An 18,032-nucleotide genomic window follows, 5' to 3' on the forward strand; every position below is an offset into this window, starting at 1 on the left:
CTCGGTAGCGAACTCTAGCAGCGGCCGGGACGCAACGGGAGTGCCGTTCGTTCAGTCGGCGCGCAGCCGTACCTGGAAAGCCGCGCCGCCAAGGGGCGACTCGCCCAGGCTGAGTTCGCCGCCGTAGCTGTCGAGGATGTCCTTGACCACGGCCAGGCCGATGCCCTGGCCGGGATGCTGGGCGTCGAGGCGTTCGCCGCGACGGATAATCCGTGCGCGCTGGTCCACCGGCACGCCGGGGCCGTCGTCCTCGATGCCCAGCAGCAGGTCGCCGTCATGCGTGCGGGCGCTGATGCGGATCTGCCCAAGGCACAGCCGGTAGGCGTTTTCCAGCAGGTTGCCGAGCAGCTCCATCAGCGCGCCCTGTTCCATCGGTACGACACAGGGCTCGACCAGCTGCACGTCGATCTGCACGCGCTTGTCGCGATAGACCTTGTCCAGCGTGCTGCACAGGCTGTCGAGCAACGGTCGCAGTTCGACCCGGTGGCGCACCAGGCCGCTCTTGCCGAGGCTGGCACGCTGCAGCTGATAGCCGATCTGCTGGCTCATGCGCTCGATCTGCGCCTGCATCACCTGCGCCTGCTCGCGGCTTTGGCTCTGCGCCGAGAGCGTCTCGCCGACGCCCTGCAGCACGCTGAGCGGGGTTTTCAGGCTGTGCGCCAGATCGCCCAGGGAGTTGCGGTACTGCTCGCGCTGGCGACGTTCGCTGTCCAGCAGGCGGTTCAGCGAACGGGTCAGGCGCAGCAGTTCGCGCGGGTGGTCGTCGCTCAGACGCTCGCGCTGCCCGGCTTCGACCTGGTCGAGTTCGGCGCTGACCCGCTTGAGCGTGCGAAAGCCCCAGGTCAGGCCTAGCCAGAGCAGCGCCAGCAGCACCAGCAGACCGCTGCCCAGCCAGAGATAGAGCTGCCGGCGAAATTCCTCGAACAGGCTGAGGTACTCGCTGGTCGGCTGCATGGTGACGAAGCTGAAGGCGTTGTCGCGGCTGCCGGCCAGGTGCAGTTCTACGTCGTAGACGAAGTACTCCACGCCATCGGCATCGCGCACCCGCAGGAATTCGGTGGCGCCGCCCTCATAGCGCGGACGGTAGTCGATGCGCTCGTCGGCAGCCGAGCGGGAATGCCAGATCAGCTCGCCGCGGCGGTCGTAGATGAAGCCGAGCAGCTGTGCATCCGGCAGGTCGAACTCCTCGTCCGGCAGCCGCTCGGGCATCTGCAGCCGGCCGCCTTCGACCTGGGCGGCGGTGATCAGGGTGCTGGCATCGGCCGCCAGGCGCTGTTCGATGACCTTCTCGAAGGTCAGGCTGAAGGCGCCCTGCAGTGCGGGCAGCAGTGCCAGCATGAACAGCGCGGCCAGGCTCGCGGCGCCGAGCATCAGCCGCAGGCGCAGCGACATGGCGCCGGTCAGGCGGGTTCGCACGCGCGCCTGCAGCCGGCGCCAGCGTCGGCTCATCGGCAGCGCTCGGTGAACAGATAGCCGAGGCCGCGTACGGTTTCGATGGGTTTCATCGCGCACTGCGCCTCGAGCTTGCGACGTAGCCGTCCGACCAGCACCTCGATCACGTTTGGATCGCGCTCCTCGTCGCCGCTGTAGAGCTGTTCCATCAGCCGCTCCTTGGCCACCACCTGCTGCTGATGACGCATCAGGTATTCGAGGATGCGGTATTCGTAGGCGGTCAGCGCCAGCGGCTCGCCGTTGGCCGTGGCCTGTTTGCGGTTGAGGTCCAGCAGCAGCGGGCCGGCTTCGATGGTGGCCTGGGTGAAGCCGCTGGAACGGCGCAGCAGGGCGTTCAGCCGGGCTTCCAGTTCCTCGAACTGGAACGGCTTGACCACATAGTCATCGGCGCCGGCCGCCAGCCCCTCCACCTTGTCCTGCCAGTTGCCGCGGGCCGTGAGGATCAGGATCGGAAAGGTCTTGCCGCGGCTGCGCAGCTGGCGGATCAGATCCAGCCCGCTGATGCCCGGCAGGCCGAGGTCGATGACGGCAAGGTCATGATTGAATTCATGGGTCTGATACAGCGCTTCTTCGGCATTGGGCACGGCATCGACGATATGCCCGCTTTCACCGAGCCGCGTCTGCAAGTGGTGACGCAGCAGCGCCTCGTCTTCCACCACCAGCACTTTCATGTTTTGTGCTCCCAGTGCAAAAAACGGCCGGGTTCGTCCCGGCCGTCGTTCGACATTCTGTCAGCGAAACGCCATCAGAAGTGATAGTTCAGACCCAGGTAGGCCTGCTTGCTGCTGTGCACGTCGATCGAGCCCAGCTTGCCGACCCCGCGCTCGGAGACCTCGGTACCGGCGTTGCTGCGCAGGTAGCGGTAACCGGCTTCCACCGAGGTGTTGTCGCCGAGCTTCTGCAGGATACCGGCCTGCAGGCCGACCAGGTAGCCGATGTCGGTGTCACGGCTGTAGCCCTTGGACTCGTTCTCCAGCTTGGTCAGACCGGCGCTGGCACCGCCGAACAGGCGGGTGGTGTCGCCCAGCGGGACGAACATGTCGTAGCTGCCGATCAGGTTCTGCTGACGCAGCTTGAGGCTGCTGCCGTAGTCGTCCGAAACGTTCTCGTAGGTCATGTAGTAGCGGCCTTCGTCGGTCATCTGACCGGCGCGCACGCCCCAGGTGCCGCTGTTCTTGATCACGTCATCGAAGCGGTTCTTGCCGTCCATGTTCTGCTTCAGCGAGCTGGAACGGTCGGTATTGACGGTGCTTTCGCCCCAGGTGAAACCGGCGAAGTTCTCGGCGGCATGGGTGCCGAGGCTGAAGATGCCGAAGGTGGTGGCGATGGCCAGGGTGCTGAGTTTTTTCATCGGTGACTCCTTTTCAGGCAGCGGGATACTGACGGCCCCTAGCCTGAACGGGTATCACTGAACCCAGACTGAACCTTGCCTGAACCTGCGCTGAACGGATGCCCCATGGGCTGCCATTGGTCGGTCGCGACCTTCAGGCCAGCTGTTGCGGCTGGTCCGGATCGGGCTCTTCGTCGCTGTCGCCGCCGCGCGGCGGATAGCGCTCGAGCAGCGGCGGCTGCTCCTGATCATCGATCCACCACTGCAGTTCGGCCTCCACGGCGGTATCGGCGGCGATGCCGAGCCGGTTGCGCAGCGGGCACTGTTCGCTTTCGCCGGCAGTCAGGCTGCCGCTCTGGGTGGTCTGGCCCGTGCCGGCGGTGCCACTGGAGCGGACCTTGAGACGGTAGCGGACCTGCTGGCCGCTGCCCTTGAAGCATAGCGAGAGCGTCAGTCGTTGCTCGGCGGCGGCGGGCTGCAGGTCGAGGCGGACCTGCACCGGGGCGTCGGTTGTCGCGGCGGCGGCGGCCGCCAGCAGCCAGGGGGCGAGGGTCATGACGAGCATCCTTGTGGTTCCTGCGAGCCGGTCCGTGGCCTTGGATGATGGTGCTACTGCTGGATGATGGTGGCGCTGTTGCCGGTGCCGCTCTGATGAATCGTCGCGACGCCCGGCAGGCGCGTGTTGTCGTTCGCCGGGAAGCCCTGGCGAATCATCGCCTCGTTGGCGCTGCCCAGCTGCGTGATGGTGGCCTGATGGCCCCAATTGCCCTGCTCGATGCTAGCCAGGTTGTCGTCGCCGTTCTGGGTCACCGATGCACGGTTCGAAGCAAAACGCTGATCGATGTCCACGCTGTTGCGGTTGCCGGTGGACGAGCCGCTGATGACGCCGCCATAGCCGTTCTGGTCGACGGTCAGGCGGTTGTCGTCACCGCTCTGGGTGAAGCTCAGTTCGTTGTGGTAGTCGCCTTGGTGGATGTCGGCGTCGTTGTAGTTGCCATCCTGCACGAGCGCCAGGCGATTGCCGTCACCCTGCGCGATCTCGGCCTGGTTGCTCACGCCGTCCTGGCTGACGCTCAGCCGCGAACCTTCGTAGTAGGTCTGCTGGCTGAAGCTGAGCGAGTTGTTGTCACCGCGCTGGGTGATCTCGGCCACGGCGAAGCCGGTCTGGCTGCCGCTGAGCTGGTTGCCGTCGCCGGTGCTGCTGGCGGTCAGGGTGTTGGCTCGCCAGGTCTGCTCCAGGGTGGCGACGTTGAGGTTGCCGGTCTGCTGCAGATTGGCGACGTTGAAATGGCTTTCGCCAACCTGGGTGACACTGGCGTCGTTGAAGTCGCCCTCCTGGCTGACGGCGATGTCGCTGGATTGCACCAGGCCGATCTGCTGGAGCACGGCGACATTGCCGGTACCCGTCTGCTCCAGCTCGGTGCTGTTCTGCGCCATGACCTGGGTGGCGCCGAAGGCGAGCAAGGTAGCGATTGCTGCGGGTTTCAACATGCGATTCTCCATGGCCTCTAGCGGCCCTGCACGATATTGATCTGCTGGCCGTAGCCATATTGCGTGACGGTGCTGCGCAGGCCGTCGCCGACCTGTTCGATACGCGCGTCGTTGTAGGCGCCGTACTGGCTGATGCTGGCCTGGTTGTCGCTGCCGGTCTGGCGGATCTCGGCGTAATTGCCGTGGCCGACCTGTTCGATGACGGCCAGCAGGTCTTCCCCGTGCTGCAGGATAAAGGCTTCCTGGTCGCTGCCTTGTTGCAGCACCTGGGCGCTGAGCGCCTGACCGTTCTGCCGCAGTTCGGCCAGGTTGCCCTGACCCAGCTGCTGCAGATAGGCCTGCTGCGCACCTGCCGCCTGTGTCAGTCGGGACGGTGCGGCGCCGAGCGGGATGCCGCCCGGCGCGAGGTCGCCGTTGTCCATCAGGTCGGCAGCGAGCAGCGGGGAGCCGATCAGGCTGAGGATCAGGGCCAGCAGCAGTGCGGCGCGGGGCGGAGAGCAAAGGGTCATTGGTAGATACCGGATGACAGTGGAGGCGATTCTTGAACGCCGCGCGCAACCTTGGATATCCATCGGATGATGTAAAAGACCGCCTGAATAAGGCGGTCCATGGATTAATCCCGGCGGTGCCATGGGGGTCCAGTCAGCTCGAGCGCGCCCCGGCAGTGCCGCCTGCTCGGCGTGCGCTGCCGGGGCGGCCCGCGCTCAGACGCTGCAGGACTTGTCCCAGTCCAGGTGGCTGCGCAGCAGGTAGGCCGCCTCGGCGCGGTTGGAGGCGCCGATCTTGCGCAGCAGGTTGTGGATATGACTCTTGATCGTGTGCGGGCTGAGGCACAGCTGCTCGGCGATCTCGGCGTTGGACAGGCCCTTGCCGGCAAGGCTGAGGATTTCCCGCTCGCGCAGCGTCAGGCTGGTCTTGCTTTCCGCCAGCTGGCGCATGCGCCGCCACTGGCCCAGTAGTCGCTCGGTGAGCACCCGCGGCAGCCAATCGCCGCCCTTGAGCAAGACGCGAATGCCTTCGAGCAGGTGTTCGCGGGTGGCGTGGCTGTAGAACACCCCGCGGATGACCGGGTGTTTCTCCACCAGCTGTTCGGCCTGTTCCGGGACGATGTTCACCAGTGCCACCGGGGTGTGGTCGTCCAGTTGGTCGATCAGGCTGGAAATCTGTTCGGCCTCGCTGTGGCCGGCGTCCACCAGAAACAGGTCGGCATCATGCTGCGCCGGCGGTTCCAGGCCGGCGAGGGAGACTTCGACCTGGGCCTGCTCGCCGAGGAAGTGGCGGAAGAACAAGCCAAGCAGTTCGTTGCCGGTTAATAGCGTGACGGTTGGGGATGTGTTGCCCCGCGTAAGATCCGCGTCCATGTTCGGTACCTAGTCAGTCGGGCGTAATCGTTTAAAAAGCTACTAAACGACCAGCACCTTGCAGCGAAGTTCAGCCCAGAGATGGCGAACGGGCACTATCCGGCCAGCAGGTGCGCAACCTGGCCCAGAGACGGGCGAGCCGCCGGTAAGGCCGCGCGTTTTTGCACGGAACGGCTGCTAAGGTAGCTGCATGAGCCAAACCTCTGCTGCCGTTTCACCTCGCGAACTCAGCGCACGCGCTCTGGCGACCGGGTTGTTGCTGGGTGCGCTGCTGGCGCCGTCGAATGTCTACTCGGGCCTCAAGATCGGCTGGTCGTTCAATATGTCGATCATTGCGCTGCTGGTCGGCTTCGCCTTCTGGCAGGGAGTCGCCAGGGCATTCGGGCGCCCGCGCTGGTCGTTGCTGGAGAGCAACATCAACCAGACAACCGCCTCGTCCTGTGCCTCGATCATCTCCGGCGGGCTGGTGGCGCCGATTCCCGCCTACACGCTGCTCACCGGTCAGCAGCTGGACAGCCTGGCGCTGATGGCCTGGGTGTTCTCGGTGAGCTTTCTCGGCATCTGGGTGGCCTGGTATCTGCGCCCGGGGCTGATCGCCGGCTCCGGGCTGCGCTTTCCCGAAGGCATGGCGACGCTGGCCACCCTGCAGCAGATCTACAGCCAGGGTGCCGAAGCCGGGCGCCGGTTGTGGGTGCTCGGCAGTGCTGCGCTGCTCGCCGCCGGCACCAAACTGATCGATACCTTCTTCTGGAGCCTGCCGCGCTGGGCACCCTCGGCGCAGCTCGAGCGACTGACCTTCACCTTCGAGCCGTCGCTGCTGCTGGTGGGCTTCGGTGGCATCGTCGGCCTGCGCGTCGGCTTGTCGTTGCTGCTCGGCGCACTGCTGGCGTGGGGGGGGCTGGCGCCCTGGCTGCTCGCCGAGGGTCTGGTGCGCCTGCCAGCCGCTGCCACGGGGCCGCAGTTCGCCACGCTGATCGAGTGGCTGCTGTGGCCCGGGGGCAGCCTGATGGTCTGCGCCACGCTGACCTCGCTGGGGCTGCGCCTGCTGCGTTCGCGCACGGCGACACGGCGCGGGTCACGCCGGTGGCGTCCACAGGGCTGGCCGGCAGCAGGCCTGGCGCTGGCGATCACGCTGGTGGTGGCGCTGCAGATCAGCCTGTTCGGCATCGCCCCGGCGCTGGCCTTGCTTTCGATCCCGCTGGCGCTGCTGCTGGCGATGGTCGCCGCGCGAGTGGTCGGCGCTACCGGGATTCCACCGATTGGCGCAATCGGGCAGCTGTCGCAGCTTGGCTTCGGCGTGTTCGCACCCGGGCAGGTGCCGGTCAACCTGATGAGCGCCAACACCGCCGGCGGCGCGGCCGGGCAGTGCACCGACCTGCTCAATGATTTCAAGGTCGGGCACGCCATCGGTGCCACGCCGGCGCGCCAGGCGGTGGCGCAATGCGCCGGTATCCTGCTCGGCAGTGTGGTGGGTGTGCTGGCCTATCAGCTGCTGATCCCGGACCCGCAGGCGATGCTGATCACCCCCGAGTGGCCGGCGCCGGCGGTGGCGACCTGGAAAGCGGTGGCCGAAGCGCTGACCGGCGGGTTGGGTGCGCTGGCGGTCGATGTGCGCTGGGCGATGCTGGTCGGCGCGCTCTGCGGGGTCCTGCTGGGTGCGCTGGAAGGTCTGTTGCCGGGGGCGCAGTTGCGCTGGCTGCCAAGTTCGGCAGCGCTCGGCCTGGCGTTCATCATTCCCGCTTCGATCTCGCTGCTGATGACCTTCGGCGCCGTGCTCGCCTGGGCCTTCACCTCGCGCTGGCGCAGTCTCGGCGAGCGTTTCGTGATCGTCGCCGCCGCGGGGCTGGTGGCCGGCGAAAGCATGGCGGGCGTCGGTGCATCGCTCTGGCAATTGCTGCGCTGATTTAGCGAAACGCCTGAATTAAAGCGCCGCGTGGTCGGTCGTACCCCTTGTACTCATCTGGGGGAGAGGCATGACCAAGCCAACATCGCCGGACGACAACAAGCAGGTCGCCAACCGCGCCATGGTGCAGGCGGCCGTCCTGGCCGCTGTGGTGCTGCTGTGCATCGTCGCCTGGCTGGCCTTCGACTTTCTCTTGCTGCTGTTCGCGTCCATCCTGTTCGGCGTGTTGATCCACGGCGTGAGCTGCTGGCTGAGCAGGCACAGCCCGTTGCCCTACAAGGCTTCGATGGCCGCATTCTTCGTGGTCCTGCTGCTGGGCCTGGGCGGCGGGGGCTGGCTGGTGGCGCCGAGCATCGCCGAGCAGGCCGACGCGCTGTCCGATTCGCTGCCGGAGGCGGTCGAGCGGCTGCGTGAGCGTGCCGAGCAACTGCCCTGGGCCAACGAGCTGCTGCAGCAGAGCGATCGGCTGGCGGATTCGTTGCCGGAGGGTTCCAGCACCTTCAGCGTGGTGACCAAGGTGATGGGCTCGGTGGCGGGCGCGCTGAGCAGTTTCGTCATCGCCTTCGCCATTGGCATCTGCCTGGCGATCGACCCGCGGATCTACCGCAGCGGGTTGCTCAAGCTGGTGCCGCAGGGCTATCGCCCGCGTGCCGCCGAGGTGCTCGACGAGAGTGGCGCGACGCTGCGCGCCTGGTTGCTGGCCAAGCTGCTGGAGATGCTGCTGATCGGCGTGCTGACCACCCTCGGCCTCTGGCTGCTGGGCATCGAGCTCGCGCTGGTGCTCGGGCTGATCGCCGGATTGCTGTCGTTCATCCCCAACATCGGCCCCGTACTGGCCGTGATTCCCGCGCTGTTGCTGGCTTCGCTGGAGGGTGGGCGCACGGTGCTCTATGTCGCCGGGCTCTACCTGTTCGTCCAGGCGCTGGAGAGCTACGTCTTCACGCCGTTCATGCAGCAACGCATCGTTTCGATCCCTCCGGCGCTGACCATCGGCGTTCAGCTGCTGTTCGGCTTGCTCGCCGGCACCCTCGGTCTGCTGCTGGCCACACCGCTGGCGGCGCTCGGCATGGTGCTGGTGCGCATGCTGTACGTGGAGGATCTGCTCGGTGATCGCGAGCAGGTGACCGACGGTTCGTCGTAGCGGCCGCTCTGTGCCGCCGCCTGGCGGGCACGTCATGTTTTGTAAAGGCTGGCGAGGAAACCCCTGGCCAGCCCTGCTGCCGGAACCTGTGTACCCCCTGAAAAAATGGCAGGAGACGCATCATGAACATGCACAAGATCGCGGCATTCACCCTGGCGGGTCTGCTTTCTGGCGCGGCGTTCGCGGCGGACAACACCGGCACCGGCACTCACGACTCCATGGATCACGGGACCCATGAGCAGGGCACCATGGGTGGCACTGGCACTGGCACTGGCACTGGCACTGGCACTGGCACTGGCACCGGTACCGGTACCGGCACCGGCGGCATGGACAGCGGAACCGGTACGGGCACAGGCACAGGCACGACCGATATGCCGGGTTCGGCAGATCGTCCGGCCACCACTACCGGCAGTGACCAGGGCACCGGTGCCGATACCGGCGCGGATGGCGCCACCGGTGCGCCGGGTACCACTGGTACCGGCGGCGAGGGCGGCGAGCGCGGCGCTTACTGATTCCGCGAACAGCACGACGGCCCGGCAAGCCTCTGGCTTCCGGGCCGTTTCGCGTCCTGCCGGTGACCGCTCGGCCGAAGACCGTGGCGCCGGCGAAACCTTGGCGGCGCGGATGTGCCGAAAGCGCAAGAGACGATCGGAGGTGCGACGATGAATTTTGTGCGCTACGGCATCCTGCTGCTTTCGCTGGCGTTCGCCTCGGGCGTGATGGCAGAAGGCACCGGCCCCACCCAGCCCGACAAGGCGCGCCAGCACCCGCTGGACAACAGCGAGCCCCGTGACGAACCGGCCGAGCAGCCGAGGCAGCAACAGCAGCTCGATCAGCCGCCGACGCTGCAACCGCGCCAGTCACCGATCGAAACCGATGTTCCGCCTCAGCTCGATCCGGTGGACGAGCAGCCCGGTAGCGATGTGGACGCGGCCGGCCCGCGCGTGCTGCGCAGCTAGCGCGCCGCTGCGTGCCTGGCGAAGGCTGCGGGAATGAAAAAGGGAGGCCGAAGCCTCCCTTTCACTCGACCGCTTCGCAGCGTCAGAACAGCACGCGGCTGCGGATGGTGCCGTTGACGTGCTGCAGCTTTTCCAGTGCCAGGTCGGAGTATTCCTTGTCCACGTCGATGACGACGTAACCGACCTTCTCGTTGGTCTGCAGGAACTGGCCGCAGATATTGATGCCGTTGTCGGCGAAGACCTTGTTGATCTCGCTCATCACGCCCGGAATGTTCTGGTGGATGTGCAGCAGGCGATGCTTGCCCGGGTGCGACGGCAGGGCGACTTCCGGGAAGTTGACCGAAGACACCGAGGTGCCGTTGTCGCTGTACTTGACCAGCTTCTCGGCGACTTCCAGGCCGATGTTGGCCTGCGCTTCGGCGGTGGAACCACCGATGTGCGGGGTCAGGATCACGCGATCCAGGCCACGCAGCGGGCTTTCGAATTCCTCGTCGTTGGACTTCGGCTCGACCGGGAACACGTCGATGGCGGCGCCGATCAGGTGCTCGTCCTTGATCGCGGCGGCCAGGTGATCCAGCTCGACCACGGTGCCGCGGGCAGCGTTGATCAGGATGGCGCCTTTCTTCATGGCGCGGATTTCCTTCTCGCCGATCATCCACTGGGTGGACGGCAGCTCCGGAACGTGCAGCGAGACGATGTCGCACATGCCCAGCAGCTCGTACAGCGAGCCGATCTGGGTGGCATTGCCCAGTGGCAGCTTGGTCACCACGTCATAGAAGAAGACCTGCATGCCAAGCGCTTCGGCCAGTACCGACAGCTGCGTGCCGATGGAGCCGTAGCCGATGATGCCGAGCTTCTTGCCGCGGATCTCGAAGGAGTTGGCTGCCGACTTGATCCAGCCGCCGCGATGGCAGGAAGCGTTCTTCTCGGGGATGCCGCGCAGGAGCAGGATGGCTTCGGCCAGCACCAGTTCGGCCACGGAACGGGTGTTGGAATAGGGCGCGTTGAACACCGCGATGCCGCGCTCGCGGGCGGCATTGAGGTCGACCTGGTTGGTGCCGATGCAGAAGCAGCCGACGGCGATCAGCTTCTTGGCGCAGTCGAAGACTTCCTCGGTGAGCTGGGTACGCGAGCGGATGCCGATGAAATGGGCGTCGGCGATCTTTTCCTTCAGCTCATCGCCGGACAGCGCGGTCTTGAGGTACTCGATGTTGGTGTAGCCGGCCGCCTTCAGGGTATCGACAGCGTTCTGGTGCACGCCTTCGAGAAGAAGGAACTTGATCTTGCTCTTGTCGAGAGAGGTCTGGCTCATCTGCATTAAAACCTTAAGGCCGAAGGATAGGACTGAAGTGTCCAGCGAAGGCTGGCCGACCCGGCAATGCCGGTGCCGGGAGTCTGCCGAGGCACGTTTCAAAGGGGTGCGTATGCTAGCATACGAGCCCCTCGAAACACCCCCACCCCTGTGCTGAAGCGTGCTCAGGGTGACCATGAATCGTATGAGAGTTCCCGTGATGACCGACCCCGCCCTGATCGATGAGCTGAAAACCCTGGTCGAGCCCGGCAAAGTGCTGACCGACGCCGATTCGCTAAACGCCTACGGCAAGGACTGGACCAAGCATTTCGCTCCCGCGCCGTCGGCCATCGTCTTCCCCAAGAGCATCGAGCAGGTGCAGGCCATCGTGCGCTGGGCCAACGCCCACAAGGTCGCGCTGGTGCCGTCGGGCGGTCGCACCGGACTCTCGGCCGCCGCCGTAGCGGCCAATGGCGAGGTGGTGGTGTCTTTCGACTACATGAACCAGATTATCGAATTCAACGAGATGGATCGCACCGCCGTCTGCCAGCCCGGCGTGGTCACCGCGCAGCTGCAGCAGTTCGCCGAGGACAAGGGCCTGTACTACCCGGTGGACTTCGCCTCCGCCGGCTCCAGCCAGATCGGCGGCAACATCGGCACCAATGCCGGTGGCATCAAGGTGATCCGCTACGGCATGACCCGCAACTGGGTCGCCGGCATGAAGGTGGTAACCGGCAAGGGCGACCTGCTGGAGCTGAACAAGGACCTGATCAAGAACGCCACCGGCTACGACCTGCGCCAGCTGTTCATCGGCGCCGAGGGCACGCTGGGCTTCGTTGTCGAGGCCACCATGCGCCTGGAGCGTCAGCCGACCAACCTCACCGCGCTGGTGCTGGGCACCCCCGATTTCGATTCGATCATGCCGGTGCTGCACGCCTTCCAGGACAAGCTGGACCTGACCGCCTTCGAATTCTTCTCCGACAAGGCGCTGGCCAAGGTGCTCGGCCGCGGTGACGTGCCGGCGCCGTTCGAGACCGACTGCCCGTTCTACGCGCTGCTGGAATTCGAGGCCACCACCGAGGAGCGTGCCGAGCAGGCGCTGGCGACCTTCGAACATTGCGTCGAGCAGGGCTGGGTGCTCGACGGCGTGATGAGCCAGAGCGAGCAGCAGCTGCAGAACCTGTGGAAGCTGCGCGAGTACATCTCCGAGACCATCAGTCATTGGACACCGTACAAGAACGACATCTCGGTCACCGTCGGCAAGGTGCCGGCCTTCCTCAAGGAAATCGATGCGATCGTTGGCGAACACTACCCGGATTTCGAGATCGTCTGGTTCGGCCATATCGGCGACGGCAACCTGCACCTGAACATCCTCAAGCCCGACGCCATGGACAAGGACGAGTTCTTCGGCAAGTGCGCGACGGTGAACAAATGGGTGTTCGAGACCGTGCAAAAGTACAACGGCTCGATCTCTGCCGAACACGGCGTCGGCATGACCAAACGTGACTACCTCGAGTACAGCCGCTCGCCGGCGGAAATCGAATACATGAAAGCGGTCAAGGCGGTGTTCGATCCGAACGGCATCATGAACCCCGGCAAGATCTTCGCGGCCTGAGTCGCCCACCGACCCAAGGAGTCATCGATGAGCTACCAGCACCACTACACCGACGGCACGCCGATCCATTACCCGCTGGGCAAGGTGGTCTGCATCGGCCGCAACTACGCCGAGCACGCCAAGGAACTGAACAACCCGGTGCCCACCGAGCCGCTGCTGTTCATCAAGGCCGGCAGCTGCACCGTGCCGCTGGAAGGCGGCTTCAGCATCCCGAGCGATCGTGGTGCGGTGCATTACGAAGCGGAAATCGCCGTGCTGATCGGCAAGCCGCTGTCGCGCAAGCCCAACGAGGAAGAGGTGCGCGATGCCATCTCCGGCTTCGCCCCGGCGCTGGATCTGACCCTGCGCGACGTGCAGGCCAGGCTCAAGGAAAAGGGTCACCCGTGGGAAATCGCCAAGAGCTTCGACGGCGCCTGCGTGCTGGCACCGTTCGTGCCGGGCGACGCGGTGGAGGATCTGGGCGACATCGGCATCCGCCTGAGCATCAACGGCGAAGTCCGCCAGGACGGCAACAGCAGCCAGATGCTCAATGCCATCCTGCCGCTGCTGCAGCACATCGCCGGGCATTTCAGCCTGCAGCCGGGTGACGTGGTACTGACCGGCACGCCGGCCGGTGTCGGCCCGCTCAACCAAGGCGATGAGCTGGTGCTGGTGCTGGTCGGCCTGTCCCGCTTCGAGAGCCGCGTGCTCTGATCCATCGACGCGGCGGGATTCACCCGCCGCGTTTGCCGCTTCTTTGCGAACCGTTCTCGTGTTGTAATCCGGCACCCTCCGCTGGAACGCTTTTCATGCCCGTTCGTTATTCCCGTTGGCGCCTGCTCGTCGCTGTCGTCCTGTTGCTGCTGTTCGTTGCGCTGCTCATCGCCGGTCGGCTGCTGCATTGGGATGACCAGCTGCGGCTGTACTGGAGCGAGCGCTCGGTCACTGCCGAACAGCGTGCCGCCGGCATCTGGCTGCCAGACTATGAGCTGGCGCTGGAGACCACGCTGGCCGGGCTCGAGGACGACGAAACCTCCGGGCTGACCTGGAACCCGCTGACCGGCACGCTGTTCACCGTTACCGGCAAACATCCGCAGCTGATCGAGTTCACCCCGGCCGGTGTCGTATTGCGGCGCATCGCACTGACCGGCTTCTCCGATCCGGAAGCGGTGGAGGCGCTGGATGATGGCCGCCTGGCGATCGTCGACGAGCGCCGCCGGCTGGTCGCGGTATTCCGCCTGGAGCCGGGCGTGGAAAGCCTGGAGCTGGACGACCTCGCCAGCTATGACCTCGGGTTCGCCGAGGCCGGCAACAAGGGCTTCGAGGGGCTGGCGTGGAATCCGCATACGCAACGCCTGCTGCTGGCCAAGGAACGCGACCCGCAGGGGCTGTTCGAGCTGCCATTCCCCGGCGAGGACGGTGCCGTCGGCGCGCTGAAGGCATTGCCCAGCCAGCCGCTGCTGGTGCGCGACCTGTCATCGGTGACGATTGATCCGCGCAGCGGTCATACGCTGCTGCTCTCGGACGAGTCCCGGCTGCTGGTGGAGCTGGACCTGCAAGGCAAGCCACGCAGCTTCATCGCCTTGTTCGGTGGTCTGAATGGCCTGGTGCAGGGCATCGAGCAGGCGGAGGGCGTCGCCATGGACGGCGAAGGCAACATCTATGTGGTAGGCGAGCCGAACCGCTTCTACGTGTTCAGCCGCAAGCGCTGAGACGTTGCGCCCGTTAAGCCTGGTGTAAGCCAGGCCCGACACAATCGCGATTTCAGAATTAGAAGAAAGTGGGTGTCATGCGTGCGTTGAAGATCCTTCTGGCTGCGCTGCTCGGCGTTGCCCTGTTACTGGCCGTGGCGGCCGGCGTTCACTACCGTCTGTTCGAGCGCGGCTGGTTCCACTTCACCCAGTGGCAGCAGGGCGAGCAGAGCGGCAGCGCCTCGTTGTGGCTGCCGGACTACCGGGTCGCGATCCAGGGCAAGGTCGTCGCCGGTATCGACGATGACCTGTCTGCGCTGACCTTCGATCCGGATCGCAACAGCCTGATCGCCGTCACCAACGGCGATCCGCACTGGCTGGAACTCAGCCTGGAAGGCGATCTGCTGCGCGCCATTCCGCTGGTCGGCTTCGGCGATCCGGAGGCCATCGAGTACATCTCCGAAGGCGTCTACGTGATCAGCGATGAACGCCTGCAGCGGTTGCTGCGCGTCGAGGTCAATGAGCAGACGAGCGTCATCGATGCCGAGCAGGCGCAACAGCTGTCGCTGGGGATCGACCTCAACGGCAACAAGGGCTTCGAGGGGCTCGCCTACGATACGGCGGGCCAGCGCCTGTACGTCGCCAAGGAGCGCAACCCGGTGCGCATCTACGAGATATCCGGCTTTCCGTTTGCCGAACCGACGCCCTCGGTGCATATCAGTGAGCACCAGGCGCGACTGTTCGTGCGCGACCTTTCCAGCCTGCAGTTCGACGAGCAGACCGGCCACTTGCTGGCGCTTTCCGACGAGTCGCGGCTGGTGGTCGAGCTGGACGCCGATGGCCAGCCGCTCAGCAGCCTGTCGCTGAGCGCGGGCCGGCACGGGTTGGAGCGGGACGTGCCGCAGGCCGAGGGCATTGCCATGGGGCCGGACGGCACGCTCTATCTGGTCAGCGAGCCGAACCTGTTCTACCTGTTTCGCAAGACCAGGTGACTAGGTCTCGCCGGCCACCTGGTCCAGCGGCAGGTCAGCCGACCGCCGAAGCGCTTTCGTCCTGCAGCGCAGCGTTCGGTGCATGGCGTCGAACCGAGTCGCAGCCCTGTTCGGCGCTGTGCAGGCTGGCGTACATCTGGCTCTGGCCGACGATCTGACCATTGCTCGCTTTGAGCACGAAGTAGAACTTTCCGGTGCTCGATTCCTTCACCTCGAACGCGCCCTCGCGCACCGCGTTCTTGCGAACCGAATCGATGCCATTGAGCGCCGAAGCATGGGCCTTGTACTGTTCGCTGGACAAGACGACCTGGCCGTTGCTGGCCAGCAGGTTGAAGTGGAACTGGCCATTACTGGCGCGCTTCAGCTGGAATTTGCCGGACATGGCGACACCTCCTGTGATGGGCCGCGCCGGGTTCGGCGCGGCACTTCAAAGCGTAGTCGCCGTTACGCTTCGCCGGGAGGCTCAGCGCTTGAGAGTCTGCACGCCGTCCTGGGTGCCGAGCAGCAGCAGGTCGGCCGGGCGCATGGCGAACAGGCCATTGGTGACCACGCCGACGATGTTGTTGATCTTGCCTTCCAGCTCGGGGGCGAAGCCGATCATCAGGTTGTGCACGTCGAGGATGACGTTGCCGTTGTCGGTGACCACGCCGTCGCGGTAGACCGGGTCGCCGCCGAGCTTGACCAGCTCGCGCGCCACATGGCTGCGCGCCATCGGGATGACTTCCACCGGCAGCGGAAAGGCGCCCAGCTGCTCGACCAGCTTGCTGCCATCGGCGATGCAGATGAAGGTCTTGGCCACCGCCGCGACGATCTTTTCGCGGGTGAGTGCCGCGCCGCCGCCCTTGATCAGCTCCAGGTGCTTGTTCGCCTCGTCGGCGCCATCCACGTAGAACTCCAGCTCGCTTACCGAGTTCAGGTCGTAGACCGGAATGCCGTGCTGCTTGAGACGTTCGGCGGTGGCTTCGGAGCTGGCCACGGCACCGTCGAAGAAGCCCTTGTGCTTGGCCAGCAGGTCGATGAAGAAGTTGGCGGTGGAGCCGGTGCCGACGCCGACGATGCTGCGATCGTTGAGCTTGGGAAGGATATGGTCGACAGCGGCCTGCGCGACGGCCTGCTTGAGCTGGTCCTGGGTCATGGGGGAATCCGGGCGGGAAAGACGAAGCACGGATTATAGCCCCGCGCCGGCGACCGGTCTCGTGTGCTGCGGCAATGCCGAGGCCTTCGCGGATTGCCGGTGGTAGCCGGGGCGCTCGCGGGGGTAGACTCGGCGTTCCCCGCAATGCCCGCCAAGATAGCCAGAATGCTCGAACATTACGTCAAGAAGATCCTCACTTCGCGCGTCTACGACGTCGCCATCGAAACCCCGCTGCAACCCGCCCGCCAGCTGTCCGAGCGAATCGGCAACCAGATTCTGCTCAAACGCGAGGATCTGCAGCCGGTGTTTTCCTTCAAGGTTCGCGGTGCCTACAACAAGCTGGCGCAGCTTTCGCCCGAGGAGCTGGCACGGGGCGTGGTTACCGCATCGGCCGGCAATCACGCCCAGGGTGTGGCGCTGGCGGCCAAGCAACTGGGGATCAAGGCCACCATCGTCATGCCGCGCACCACCCCGGAGCTGAAGGTCCAGGGCGTGCGTGCCCGTGGCGGCAAGGTGGTCCTGCATGGCGATGCTTTCCCCGAGGCTCTGGCCTATTCACTGAAGCTGGTGGAGGAGAAGGGCTACGTCTATATCCATCCCTATGACGATCCCGACGTGATCGCCGGGCAGGGCACCGTGGCGATGGAAATCCTCCGTCAGCATCAGGGGCCGATCGATGCGATCTTCGTTCCGGTGGGCGGTGGCGGGCTGGTGGCGGGAATCGCCGCCTACGTGAAATACCTCTATCCGCAGACCCGCGTGATCGGCGTCGAGCCGGACGACTCCAACTGCCTGCAGGCAGCCATGGCGGCCGGTGAGCGGGTGGTGCTCGAGCAGGTCGGGCTGTTCGCCGACGGCGTGGCCGTGGCGCAGATCGGCCAGCACACCTTCGATGTCTGCAAGCACTACGTCGATGAGGTGATCACCGTCAGCACCGACGAGATCTGCGCGGCGATCAAGGACATCTACGACGACACCCGCTCGATCACCGAGCCGGCCGGTGCCCTGGCCGTGGCAGGGATCAAGAAGTACGTCGAGCGCGACGGCGTCAGCGGTCAGGTGCTGGTGGGCATCGACTCGGGCGCCAACGTCAATTTCGACCGCCTGCGCCATGTCGCCGAGCGCGCCGAACTGGGCGAGAAGCGCGAGGCGATCATCGCCGTCACCATTCCCGAGCAGCCCGGCAGCTTCAAGGCCTTTTGCGAGGCGATCGGCAAGCGCCAGATCACCGAATTCAATTACCGCTACCACACCGACCGCGAGGCGCACATTTTCGTCGGCGTGCAGACCCATCCGGAAAACGACCCGCGCGCGGCGCTGGTGCAGGGCCTGCGTGACAAGGGCTTCCCGGTGCTCGATCTGACCGACAACGAACTGGCCAAGCTGCACACCCGACACATGGTCGGTGGGCACGCGGCCGGGGTCAGCGACGAGATGGTGCTGCGCTTCGAATTCCCGGAACGGCCCGGCGCGCTGTTCAACTTCCTCAACAAGCTGGGCGGGCGCTGGAACATCTCGATGTTCCACTACCGCAACCACGGCGCGGCTGATGGCCGGGTGGTCGCCGGCCTGCAGGTGCCGGCCGAGGAGCGCCACCTGGTACCCGCGGCGCTGGACAAGATCGGCTACCGCTACTGGGATGAAAGCGACAACCCCGCCTACAAGCTGTTTCTCGGCTGAGCGCAGATAAAG

Annotated in this window: 19 protein-coding genes; 9 read left to right on the plus strand and 10 right to left on the minus strand. The window is 65.5% G+C overall.

The features are described from left to right. Positions 1–51 precede the first annotated feature (51 nt). The 7 genes from PSTAB_RS02085 to PSTAB_RS02115 all read right to left on the minus strand — a co-directional run bounded on the left by PSTAB_RS02085 (position 52) and on the right by PSTAB_RS02115 (position 5,562). Positions 52–1,449, minus strand: coding sequence for an ATP-binding protein (locus PSTAB_RS02085; RefSeq protein ID WP_013981527.1), 1,398 nt, complete (start codon positions 1,447–1,449; stop codon positions 52–54). Then, on the minus strand, positions 1,446–2,123 hold the full coding sequence (locus PSTAB_RS02090) for a response regulator (protein WP_011911625.1): 678 nt from the start codon (positions 2,121–2,123) through the stop codon (positions 1,446–1,448). The genes PSTAB_RS02085 and PSTAB_RS02090 overlap by 4 nt, the downstream gene beginning before the upstream one ends. 74 nt (positions 2,124–2,197) lie before the next feature. Further along, positions 2,198–2,803 carry an outer membrane beta-barrel protein gene (locus PSTAB_RS02095; protein ID WP_013981528.1) on the minus strand — a complete coding sequence of 202 codons (606 nt, stop codon included), beginning with the start codon at positions 2,801–2,803 and terminating at the stop codon, positions 2,198–2,200. A 133-nt stretch (positions 2,804–2,936) separates the two neighbouring features. Further along, positions 2,937–3,347, minus strand: coding sequence for a hypothetical protein (locus tag PSTAB_RS02100; protein WP_013981529.1), 411 nt, complete (start codon positions 3,345–3,347; stop codon positions 2,937–2,939). A 44-nt stretch (positions 3,348–3,391) separates the two neighbouring features. After that, positions 3,392–4,273 carry a hypothetical protein gene (locus PSTAB_RS02105; RefSeq protein ID WP_013981530.1) on the minus strand — a complete coding sequence of 294 codons (882 nt, stop codon included), beginning with the start codon at positions 4,271–4,273 and terminating at the stop codon, positions 3,392–3,394. 17 nt (positions 4,274–4,290) lie between these two features. After that, the gene (locus tag PSTAB_RS02110) at positions 4,291–4,782 is read right to left on the minus strand and encodes a curli production assembly protein CsgB (RefSeq protein WP_013981531.1); all 492 of its coding nucleotides are present in this window, start codon (positions 4,780–4,782) and stop codon (positions 4,291–4,293) included. Between the two features lie 195 nt (positions 4,783–4,977). Continuing rightward, positions 4,978–5,562: a helix-turn-helix transcriptional regulator gene (locus tag PSTAB_RS02115; protein WP_013981532.1), complete on the minus strand. Its 585-nt coding sequence runs from the start codon at positions 5,560–5,562 to the stop codon at positions 4,978–4,980. Positions 5,563–5,824: 262 nt separating this feature from the next. On the opposite strand from PSTAB_RS02115, the gene PSTAB_RS02120 reads away from it, so the two are divergent. The 4 genes from PSTAB_RS02120 (at position 5,825) to PSTAB_RS02135 (ending at position 9,637) form a co-directional block, all read left to right on the plus strand. Next, positions 5,825–7,537 carry an OPT/YSL family transporter gene (locus PSTAB_RS02120; protein ID WP_013981533.1) on the plus strand — a complete coding sequence of 571 codons (1,713 nt, stop codon included), beginning with the start codon at positions 5,825–5,827 and terminating at the stop codon, positions 7,535–7,537. 70 nt (positions 7,538–7,607) lie between these two features. Further along, positions 7,608–8,678, plus strand: coding sequence for an AI-2E family transporter (locus tag PSTAB_RS02125; RefSeq protein WP_013981534.1), 1,071 nt, complete (start codon positions 7,608–7,610; stop codon positions 8,676–8,678). A gap of 122 nt (positions 8,679–8,800) precedes the next feature. Next, positions 8,801–9,190: a hypothetical protein gene (locus PSTAB_RS02130; RefSeq protein WP_041771624.1), complete on the plus strand. Its 390-nt coding sequence runs from the start codon at positions 8,801–8,803 to the stop codon at positions 9,188–9,190. 150 nt (positions 9,191–9,340) lie between these two features. Beyond that, positions 9,341–9,637 (plus strand): hypothetical protein, encoded by a 297-nt coding sequence (locus tag PSTAB_RS02135; protein WP_013981536.1) that lies wholly within the window; start codon positions 9,341–9,343, stop codon positions 9,635–9,637. Between the two features lie 82 nt (positions 9,638–9,719). On the opposite strand, the gene serA is transcribed toward PSTAB_RS02135, so the two are convergent. Continuing rightward, positions 9,720–10,949 (minus strand): phosphoglycerate dehydrogenase, encoded by a 1,230-nt coding sequence (serA, locus tag PSTAB_RS02140; protein WP_020306786.1) that lies wholly within the window; start codon positions 10,947–10,949, stop codon positions 9,720–9,722. A gap of 199 nt (positions 10,950–11,148) precedes the next feature. Here serA and PSTAB_RS02145 point away from each other — a divergent pair, with 199 nt between their 5' ends. From PSTAB_RS02145 to PSTAB_RS02160, 4 genes are all read left to right on the plus strand, one after another. Then, positions 11,149–12,543, plus strand: a complete 1,395-nt coding sequence (locus PSTAB_RS02145) for an FAD-binding oxidoreductase (protein WP_013981538.1) — start codon at positions 11,149–11,151, stop codon at positions 12,541–12,543. Between the two features lie 27 nt (positions 12,544–12,570). Then, entirely contained in the window at positions 12,571–13,236 is a 666-nt protein-coding gene (locus PSTAB_RS02150; protein WP_013981539.1) for a fumarylacetoacetate hydrolase family protein, read from the plus strand. 95 nt (positions 13,237–13,331) lie between these two features. After that, complete coding sequence (locus PSTAB_RS02155; RefSeq protein ID WP_013981540.1) at positions 13,332–14,234, plus strand: SdiA-regulated domain-containing protein; 903 nt, start codon at positions 13,332–13,334, stop codon at positions 14,232–14,234. 77 nt (positions 14,235–14,311) lie between these two features. Continuing rightward, positions 14,312–15,205 (plus strand): SdiA-regulated domain-containing protein, encoded by an 894-nt coding sequence (locus tag PSTAB_RS02160; protein WP_013981541.1) that lies wholly within the window; start codon positions 14,312–14,314, stop codon positions 15,203–15,205. A gap of 34 nt (positions 15,206–15,239) precedes the next feature. Here the strand turns inward: PSTAB_RS02160 and PSTAB_RS02165 are convergent, their stop codons facing one another. Together PSTAB_RS02165 and rpiA are read right to left on the minus strand one after the other, a co-directional pair. Next, positions 15,240–15,587 carry a YegP family protein gene (locus PSTAB_RS02165; RefSeq protein WP_013981542.1) on the minus strand — a complete coding sequence of 116 codons (348 nt, stop codon included), beginning with the start codon at positions 15,585–15,587 and terminating at the stop codon, positions 15,240–15,242. Positions 15,588–15,668: 81 nt separating this feature from the next. Beyond that, positions 15,669–16,340 carry a ribose-5-phosphate isomerase RpiA gene (gene rpiA, locus PSTAB_RS02170; RefSeq protein WP_013981543.1) on the minus strand — a complete coding sequence of 224 codons (672 nt, stop codon included), beginning with the start codon at positions 16,338–16,340 and terminating at the stop codon, positions 15,669–15,671. 144 nt (positions 16,341–16,484) lie between these two features. Here rpiA and ilvA point away from each other — a divergent pair, with 144 nt between their 5' ends. After that, positions 16,485–18,020 (plus strand): threonine ammonia-lyase, biosynthetic, encoded by a 1,536-nt coding sequence (gene ilvA / locus PSTAB_RS02175; RefSeq protein ID WP_080564966.1) that lies wholly within the window; start codon positions 16,485–16,487, stop codon positions 18,018–18,020. The last annotated feature ends 12 nt before the right edge of the window (positions 18,021–18,032 follow it).

Source organism: Stutzerimonas stutzeri (genome assembly GCF_000219605.1).
Lineage (GTDB): Bacteria > Pseudomonadota > Gammaproteobacteria > Pseudomonadales > Pseudomonadaceae > Stutzerimonas > Stutzerimonas stutzeri.